At 64.7% G+C, this 1,038-nt stretch carries 1 pseudogene; it reads left to right on the forward strand.

Annotated elements, in window-relative coordinates:
* The first annotated feature begins 143 nt into the window (after nt 1–143).
* Nucleotides 144–935, forward strand: a pseudogene (locus ACFVXJ_RS31285) (IS5 family transposase).
* Nucleotides 936–1,038 lie beyond the last annotated feature (103 nt).

Below are 1,038 nucleotides of genomic sequence, written 5' to 3' on the forward strand. Positions count from 1 at the left end.
GCGATCTCCCACAACCCGTCCGGAACAATCCAACTCCACGTACCCCGCCCCATAGCAAGGCCAACGATGCCCCACCACATAGGACACGGTCTTAAGACGTCATCTCAATTGGTGGGTTGGATAGGCTGTCGGTCGTGGTGGGGATTGTTGAGCGGCTGGTGCCGGATGAGTTGTGGGTGCTGTTCCAGCGAGTGGTGCCGGAGGCGCCGTCGCGGCCTCAGGGCGGTGGCAGGCGTCGGCATGGCGACCGGGAGGTGTTGGCGGCGATTGTGTTCGTCGCCACCTCGGGCTGTACCTGGCAGCAGCTGCCCGCGGCATCGTTCGGGCCGTCGGGGGCGACAGCCCACCGGCGCTTCTCCGAATGGACGAAGGCCAGGGTGTGGGCCAAGCTCCATCGCCTGGTCCTCGACGAGCTCGGCGTCCGTGGTGAGCTGACTGGTCCCGCTGCGCGATCGATTCGGTAAACATGAGGGCTCTGAAAAGGGGGACCTGACGGGTCCGAATCCTGTCGACAGGGGCAAGTACGGCTCGAAGATCCACTTGATTACCGAGCGGACCGGTCTGCCCCTGTCTGTCGGAATCTCAGGGGCGAATCTGCACGACAGCCAGGCCCTCGAACCCCTCGTCCGCGGCATCCCGCCCATCCGTTCACGCCGTGGACGCCGCCGGCGCAAGCCCGCCAAGCTCCATGCAGACAAGGGCTACGACTACTCGCACCTGCGGAAATGGTTACGTCAGCGCGGCATCAAGCACCGCATCGCCCGCAAGGGCATCGAGTCCTCGCAGCGGCTCGGGCGCCACCGCTGGACCATCGAGCGCACCATGGCCTGGCTCGCCGCCGCCTACACCGCCGCTATGAACGCAAGGCCGAACACTTCCTTGCCTTCACCAGCATCGCCTGCACCCTCATCTGCTACCGAAGGCTCACCAAATGAGATGACGTCTTAGACCGTGTCCTATGTGGTGAGGCGGACGAGTCGTTTGTAGCAGCAGAGGGCGGCGGCGAGGCCGAGAAAGGCCAGGTAGTTGCGGGGGTTT

It is taken from the genome of Streptomyces sp. NPDC058279, from assembly GCF_042881255.1.
GTDB lineage: Bacteria > Actinomycetota > Actinomycetes > Streptomycetales > Streptomycetaceae > Streptomyces.